Origin of the sequence: Rhodoferax sp. UBA5149 (assembly GCF_002413825.1) — a bacterium.
GTDB lineage: Bacteria > Pseudomonadota > Gammaproteobacteria > Burkholderiales > Burkholderiaceae_C > Rhodoferax.
The window spans coordinates 9,619-17,045 of the sequence record NZ_DHXT01000070.1 but is presented as its reverse complement, the minus strand read 5'-3'; the positions used below and the strand labels follow the sequence as shown (position 1 = coordinate 17,045).

The 7,427-nt window shown below is 62.0% G+C and carries 7 protein-coding genes; 2 read left to right on the top strand and 5 right to left on the bottom strand.

Features of this window, described 5'->3' with window-relative positions; genetic code table 11:
* Positions 1 to 699, top strand: a 699-nt coding sequence (locus B3V69_RS05880; protein WP_296444684.1) for an SDR family NAD(P)-dependent oxidoreductase, incomplete at its 5' end; no start/stop codon positions are given.
* A 31-nt stretch (positions 700 to 730) separates the two neighbouring features.
* Here the strand turns inward: B3V69_RS05880 and B3V69_RS05875 are convergent.
* The gene (locus B3V69_RS05875) at positions 731 to 853 is read right to left on the bottom strand and encodes a hypothetical protein (protein WP_296444682.1); all 123 of its coding nucleotides are present in this window, start codon (positions 851 to 853) and stop codon (positions 731 to 733) included.
* Between the two features lie 151 nt (positions 854 to 1,004).
* Entirely contained in the window at positions 1,005 to 1,592 is a 588-nt protein-coding gene (locus B3V69_RS05870) for a universal stress protein (RefSeq protein WP_296444679.1), read from the bottom strand.
* Positions 1,593 to 2,160: 568 nt separating this feature from the next.
* Between B3V69_RS05870 and B3V69_RS05865 the strand changes: the two genes are divergently transcribed.
* The gene (locus tag B3V69_RS05865) at positions 2,161 to 3,573 is read left to right on the top strand and encodes a DUF5666 domain-containing protein (RefSeq protein WP_296444677.1); all 1,413 of its coding nucleotides are present in this window, start codon (positions 2,161 to 2,163) and stop codon (positions 3,571 to 3,573) included.
* Between the two features lie 123 nt (positions 3,574 to 3,696).
* On the opposite strand, the gene gcvP is transcribed toward B3V69_RS05865, so the two are convergent.
* The 3 genes from gcvP to B3V69_RS05850 form a co-directional block, all read right to left on the bottom strand.
* Positions 3,697 to 6,630 carry an aminomethyl-transferring glycine dehydrogenase gene (gene gcvP / locus B3V69_RS05860; RefSeq protein WP_296444675.1) on the bottom strand — a complete coding sequence of 978 codons (2,934 nt, stop codon included), beginning with the start codon at positions 6,628 to 6,630 and terminating at the stop codon, positions 3,697 to 3,699.
* Positions 6,631 to 6,751: 121 nt separating this feature from the next.
* Positions 6,752 to 7,141, bottom strand: coding sequence for a glycine cleavage system protein GcvH (gcvH, locus tag B3V69_RS05855; protein ID WP_296444672.1), 390 nt, complete (start codon positions 7,139 to 7,141; stop codon positions 6,752 to 6,754).
* Between the two features lie 103 nt (positions 7,142 to 7,244).
* Positions 7,245 to 7,427: glycine cleavage T C-terminal barrel domain-containing protein (locus B3V69_RS05850; protein ID WP_296444670.1), on the bottom strand; the 183-nt coding region annotated here is incomplete at its 5' end.

The window sequence follows — 7,427 nt, the reverse complement described above, 5'->3', positions numbered from 1 at the left end:
GACTTTGCCGCAGTGCAGGCCATGGTGCAGCAAGCGGTGGACGCTTGGGGCCGCGTTGACATTCTGGTGAACAACGCGGGCATTCTGCGTGACAAGAGCTTCGCCAAGATGGAACTGGCCGACTTCGAACTGGTGATGAACGTGCACCTGATGGGCGCCGTGCATTGCACGAAGGCCGTGTGGGCCATCATGAATGAGCAGAAGTATGGCCGCATCGTCATGACCACCTCGTCGAGCGGCTTGTACGGCAACTTTGGCCAATCCAACTACGGCGCGGCCAAAATGGCGCTGGTGGGCCTGATGCAAACACTGTCGATTGAAGGCGCCAAAAACGACATTCGCGTCAATTGCCTGGCGCCCACGGCCGCCACCCGCATGACGGAGGACCTGATGCCCGAGGCCGTGCTGGCCGCCCTCAAGCCTGAGGCCGTGGTGCCCGCCATGCTGGTGCTGGCCTCGCAGGAGGCGCCCAACCGCACCATTCTGTGCGCGGGCGCTGGCGCCTTTGAGGCCGCCCACATCACCATGACGCAAGGCGCCTGGATTGGCACCGATGCGCAAGCCCCTGAACGGCTGGCCGAGCACTTGGCCGAGGTCACCAACCGTGCGGGAGAAACAGTGCCGCAAAGTGGCGCTGCGCAGGGCACCAACGAGGTGACCAAGGCGATGGCTAACATGAGCGAGACGAGCCTGGCCTGAACGACGGTTGAAGCGGATTGCCGTTCCCCGCTCACAGAGGTAGTAATAGCGGACGCTCGATCAGCCAGCTGCGCGTGGCCGTATCCCCGGCGACTTGCAGCGTTGCCGTGGCGGCAAATCGCCGGCGCGGCAGCGCGCGCCATTGGGCTGCCATGGCGGGCTCAGACCTGATCAGCTGGTCCAGCGCGGGGGGCTGACAAATCGAGCATGTCAGCGACGCAGTCATGCGGCCTGACGCCCGTGTTGACTGCGCACCTGGTCCCAGGCTTGATTGATCCGGGAATCTCCGGTGGGCAGAGCGCGCATCAATGGGACATCAACACCGGCACGGTCATGTGCCGCAGGATGTGTCGGGTACCGGTACCACGGCTCTCAAAGGGAAAGCCGATGTGGCCGTGGGCACCCATGACCAGCAGATCGGCACCTCTTTCAGTGATCCTGTTGAGTATCAAATCCATAATGCCGAAATCTTCGACCAAAACCACCTCCGTTTTGACCTTGATGCCGTGCGTCGCGAGATGGCGTTCGACCTCGACGCAGGATGACTCCCCTTCTGCGAGACGGGTGGCAAATGACAAGATGTGGGCTTTTTCGCAGCCCTGGATCAGAGGCAGGGCATCGTTGAGGGCCCGTGCAGCTTCACGGGCGTTGTTCCATGCGATCAGGGGATGCTTGCCGATTTCGGTGAAGTCGCCGATATAGGGCAAAACGAGCACCGGGCGGCCGCAATCCATGATCACGTCCGCCACCAGTTCCTCCGGCACGTTGGCCTTGCCGTGCTCATCGTGCTGGCCGAGAACGACCAGATCGGCGTGGCGGGCAAGATCGGTGATGTGACGCAGCAGCTCGGCATCACTGCCGCGGTTGATGTCGCGCCATTCGGCTTGGGGCAAGTCGGCCGTGGCTCGTTCAAACGCGGCTTTGCTGGCCTCGCGTGCCTCGTTGTAAGCCACGCCCACCCGCTGTGCCTGGGCTCTCTGTCCAAATACACCCAGCAGCCGTGCCCCATGCTGGCGGGCAAGGGACACCGCCAGTTCGACCCGTGCTGCAGTGCGCTCATCTTGATCCAGGTGAACCATCAAATTCTTGATCGGCATAGTTGTTAACTCCACGTTTCGTTCTAAAACAAAGCCAGGCGGTTTCCAGTCAATGATCTGCTGACATGACTTTTAGTATAGGGCTGGCTTACGTTGCACTGACCGCGCTGGCTGCAATTCAGTCGCGGACGTGATAAGCGCGAGACGGTCACGGCTGCGGGAGCGATTGAGACGGGACGCCGGCATCCCGTGTTCGCCTTTTAGTCAGTCTTCGCAACTTTGACTTACAAATGAAACACGATGCGACGGAGTTTCTCGGTCGACCTTGGCATTTTCGAGATATCTTGCAATTGTTCAGCGCCCAGTGTGCTGAACGCGCGGGCAATCGTCCCTCAAAAAAATGTATTCACACAAGGAAAAGTCAATGAAACGAATGAAAACAAGCTTTCACGGGACTGCTCTGGCCTTGGTTGCGGCGCTGGTTCTCAGCGCCTGCGGCGGCGGCGGCGGAACTGCCGGGGGTGCGACGCCGGCAGCCCAATCGGCGGCGGTATTCGTGGGCCCTATCGGTGGCTTTGGCTCCGTGGTGGTGAATGGCACGCGCTTCTCCTCGGTGGGTGCCACGCTGATCGACGATGACGGCCAGTCGGTGAATCTGGACCAGCTCAAACTGGGCATGACGGTGCGTGTCAGCGGCGATGCCGATGACGCCACGCAACAAGGCAGTGCCAGCCAACTGGAAGTTTTGCACGGCACCCGGGGCCGGGTGACCGCGGTGGATAGCGTCAATGCCACACTCACCCTGTTGGGGCAAACCGTGAAGACCGATGCAAGCACGGTGTACCAGGGCGTGGCAAACCTCGCCGCCCTGACCGTTGGTCAGTCGGTAGAGGTCTATGGCGCCTTGCAGGCGGACGGCAGCTTGCTCGCCACCCTGGTCGAAGTCAAGGCCATCAACGCGCTGAGCCTGAGCGGTGTCGTCAGCAACCTCAATACCACCGCGAGCAGCTTTCAGGTCGGAACGCTGACGGTGAACTACCTTGCCAATTCGGTCACCGGCACGCTGGCCGATGGCAAGCGCGTCAAGATCAATGCCGCCACCGCTGGCCTTGTCGGCAGCGTCCTGACCGCGACGCGCGTGCAGGTTCTGGGTGCCGGCTCGGCCTGGGGCAGTGCGGCCACGACCAATGCCATTCTCAAGCTCAAAGGTGTGGCCGAAACGGCACCGGACAGCACCGGCCTGCTGAATGTTTCGGGCACGCCTGTCAATGTGTCGAAGGCGGTGATTGAAGGCGGTGCCGCCATCATTGCCGGCCAGTTTGTTGAGGTCAAAGGCACCTGGGACGGCAGCACATTGCAGGCCACCAAAGTTGAATTGGAAGGCAACCGGGAAAGCAAGATTGGCGGGCGCAACGAGCTGTACGGCGCGGTCAGCAGCGTCAGTGGCAACACGGTGGTGGTCGACGGTGTGACGGTGGACTTGAGCGCCGCCGTGTTCAGCCATGGAAGCCTTGCGCAAGTGGTGGTGGGCACCTATGTGGAGATCAAGGGCAATATGGTGGGCGACACCTTGCAGGCACGCAGGGTGGAACTCAAGAACGGCGGCGCGGCCAAAGGCATGAGTTATGAGCAATTCGGCCAAGTGGCCGACTTTGTCTCCAGCGCCAATTTCACGCTCAATGGCTTGAAAGTGGATGCCTCGGCAGCGGTCTTTGAACATGGCAGCGCCGCGACCAGCCTGGCCAACGGTGTTTACGTGGAGGTCACGGGAACCCAGGACAGCAACGGCGTGTTCGTGGCTTCCAAGCTTGAGATCAAGCCCAAAATGATGAACTAACGCGCAAGAAATAGACCGCTTGCCAATTTGATCGAATTCTTGTTGGCAAGCTTGGTGTCGGCCAGCGCCCTGAGGGTGCTGGCCTTTTTTTTCTGGTGTCGCCGATCAGGGGCTTCGCCTACTTCATTGGTAGTCGGCAATCGGCACGCATGAGCAAAACAAATTGCGGTCGCCGTAGACGTTGTCAACGCGCCCGACCGGTGGCCAGTACTTGACCTGCTTCAGGCTTGCCAGCGGGAAGCCGCCCACTTCACGTGAGTAGGGTCGGTCCCAGTCTGCGCCCATCAGGGACGCCGCCGTATGCGGTGCGTGCTTGAGCGGGTTGTTGTCCCGCGGCCACTCGCCACGCTCCACTTTGGCAATCTCTTCGCGGATGGCAATCATGGCGTGGATGAAGCGGTCCAGCTCGTCCAGCGTTTCGCTCTCGGTCGGTTCCACCATCAACGTGCCGGGCACCGGGAAGCTCAGGGTCGGCGCATGAAAGCCGTAGTCCATCAGGCGTTTGGTCACATCTTCGGCCGTGATGCCGTTGACACCGCCACTGCTTTCCTTCAGGGGCCGCAGATCCAGAATGCACTCGTGCGCGACATGCCCATTGGCGCTGGCGTAGAGCGTTGGGTAGTGGTCTTTGAGGCAGGCGCTGATGTAGTTGGCGCTCAGAATCGCGACCTCGGTCGCCGCCTGCAGGCCTTCCGGGCCCATCATGCGGCAGTACATCCAGCTGATCGGCAATACGGCCGCATTGCCCAGAGGCGCGGCTGAGATGGCACCAACGCCCTGGCTGGCCAAGCCGCCCGTGACGTGGCCCGGCAGGTAAGGCACCAGGTCGGCCACCACGCAGACGGGGCCGACACCGGGACCGCCACCGCCGTGCGGAATGCAGAAGGTCTTGTGCAGGTTCAGGTGGCTGACGTCGCCGCCGAATTCGCCGGGAGCGGCCACGCCCACCAGCGCGTTCATGTTGGCGCCATCCACGTAGACCCGGCCGCCGTGAGAATGCACCAGGGCACACAACTCCTTGACGCTGGTCTCAAACACGCCGTGCGTGCTGGGGTAGGTGATCATCACCGCCGCCAGATGCTTGCTGTGCTGTTCGCACTTGGCTTTGAGGTCGATCATGTCGACATTGCCCTGTGCGTCACAGGCGGTCACCACCACGGTCAGGCCCGCCATGTGGGCGCTGGCCGGGTTGGTGCCGTGGGCGCTGGAGGGAATCAGGCAGATGTTGCGGTGGCCTTGGCCGTGCGCTTCATGGTAGGCCTTGATCACCAGCAGGCCGGCGTACTCGCCCTGTGAACCGGCGTTGGGCTGCAGGCTGATGCCGGCGTAGCCCGTGGCCTGGCAGAGCCAGGCGCGCAGCTGCTCGTCGAGTTCCTTGTAGCCTTGCAGCTGCTCGTGCGGGGCGAACGGGTGAATCGACGCAAACTCGGGCCAGGTGATGGGGATCATCTCGCTCGTGGCATTGAGCTTCATGGTGCAGCTGCCCAGCGGAATCATGCTGCGGTCCAGCGCCAGGTCTTTGTCACTCAGGCGGCGCAGGTAGCGCAGCATGCCGGTCTCGGAGTGGTGCGTGTTGAAGACCGGGTGCGTCAAAAAGGCACTGGTGCGACGCAACTCGGTGGGGATCAGGGACTCGATGCCTTTCTCGTGGCGCTCCCAAACTTCCGTTCGCCCTGAGCCCGTCGAAGGGGTCTCGGCGGCTTCGACAGGCTCAGCCCGAACGGATGAAAAAAAGCTCCACAATTGTTCGATGTTCTCCCGTGTGCTGGTTTCATCGAGCGACACACTGAGGCTGGTCTTTGAAACAAATCGAAGGTTAGCCCTCGCCGAATGGGCGCGAGCAGCTATCAATTGTGTAGCGCCTTCGGTATGGATGGTGAGCGTGTCAAACGCGGTGGCGTTGGCCAGAGCAAAGCCCATGTCCTGCAGACCACGCGCCAGCAGCGCGGTGTAAGCGGCCACGCGTTGGGCGATGCGTTTGAGGCCTTGCGGGCCGTGGTACACGGCATACATGCTGGCCACCACGGCCGGCAAGACCTGCGCGGTGCAGATGTTGGAGGTGGCTTTTTCACGGCGAATGTGCTGCTCGCGCGTTTGCAGCGCCAGCCGGTAGGTGGGGTTGCCGTGCACGTCCACACTCACGCCCACCAGACGGCCGGGCATGGAGCGTTTGAACTCATCACGGCACGCCAGGTAGGCCGCGTGCGGGCCACCGTTGCACAGCGGCATGCCGAAGCGCTGGGTCGTGCCGACGGCAATGTCAGCGCCCAGCTCGCCGGGGGGCGTCAGCAGCGTCAGCGCCAGCAGGTCGGCGGCCATGATGACCACGCCACCGCGGGTCTTGTATTTTGATATCCAGTCGCGGTCGTCGCGCACCATGCCGCTGACGCCGGGGTACTGGAGCAGCACGGCAAAACTTTCCTCGCGCAGCGCTTCGTCACCACGGCAGACCTTGACCGTGATACCCAAAGGCCGGGCCCGGGTCTGGATCACTTCCAGCGTTTGCGGCAGCACTTCGCTGTCGACCATAAAAGTGGTCGACTTCGACTTGCCCACGCGTAGCGCCAGCGTCATGGCTTCGGCCGCCGCCGTGGCCTCGTCCAGCATGGAGGCATTGGCCATCGGCATGCCGGTGAGATCTGTGACCATGGTCTGGAAGTTCACCAGCGCCTCCATGCGGCCCTGGCTGATCTCAGCCTGATAAGGCGTGTAGGCGGTGTACCAGGCCGGGTTCTCCAGCACGTTGCGCAGAATCACGCCGGGCGTGTGGGTGTCGTAATAACCCTGGCCGATGTAGCTTTTGAAAATCTTGTTTTTGGCTGCAATCGCCTTCAACTCAGCCAGCGCTGCGGCCTCGGTCACCGCCGCTGGAATGGCCATGCGGCTGTGGCGCGCGATAGCGCGCGGCACGATACCGTCGATCAGCTCGCGCCGTGAGCTCGATCCCACGACCTTGAGCATCAAGGTCTCGTCGGCCTCGTCCACGCCAATGTGGCGGGCGATGAATTCAGACACATTTTCGAGTTCGGCGAGGGACTTGGGAGATGGCATCAGCATAGGGAATTTCTTGAAAACCGTTCGCCCTGAGCCTGTCGAAGGGCCAGCGAAACAGTGGGGCAGGGCTTCGACAGGCTCAGCCCGAACGGTATGAATCCGTTCGAAAATTTAGCGGGTGATGTCAGGCTGCGGAAAAACTGGTGTAGCTGGTCTCGTCCATCAGTGCATCCAGCTCGGCCGGGTTGGAAAGCTTAACCTTGAAGAACCAGCCCGCACCCATCGGATCGTTGTTGGCCAGCGAGGGGTCCGCGCGCAGGGCTTCGTTCACTTCGGTGACTTCGCCGGACACCGGCATGTAGACGTCGGCGGCGGCCTTGACCGACTCGACCACGCCGGCGATGTCTTTGGCCGCAAACGTCTTGCCGACTTCAGGCAGGTCCACGAACACGACGTCGCCCAGTGCGTCTTGCGCGTGGTGGGTGATGCCGACCGTAATGATGGCCCCCGCGGTAGCGGCGCTGTCGCCGTCAACTTTGAGCCATTCGTGGTCGGGGGTGTATTTGGTTGTCATGGGGGTTCTCCTAAAAATTCAAACCGTTCGCCCTGAGCCTGTCGAAGGGCAAGCGAAACTTGTGGTTGGGGAAGGGCTTCGACAGGCTCAGCCCGAACGGGTTCTATCCTCGGTAGTAGCGGGTGGGCACGAAAGGCATGGCAACCACTTCCATCGGCACCGGTTTGCCGCGCACGATGGCATTGATTTTTGTGCCCAGCGCCGCGAACTCCGGCGTCACGTAAGCCATCGCCACCGGCTTGTCGATGGTGGGGCCGAGCAGGCCGCTGGTGACTTCGCCAATGCG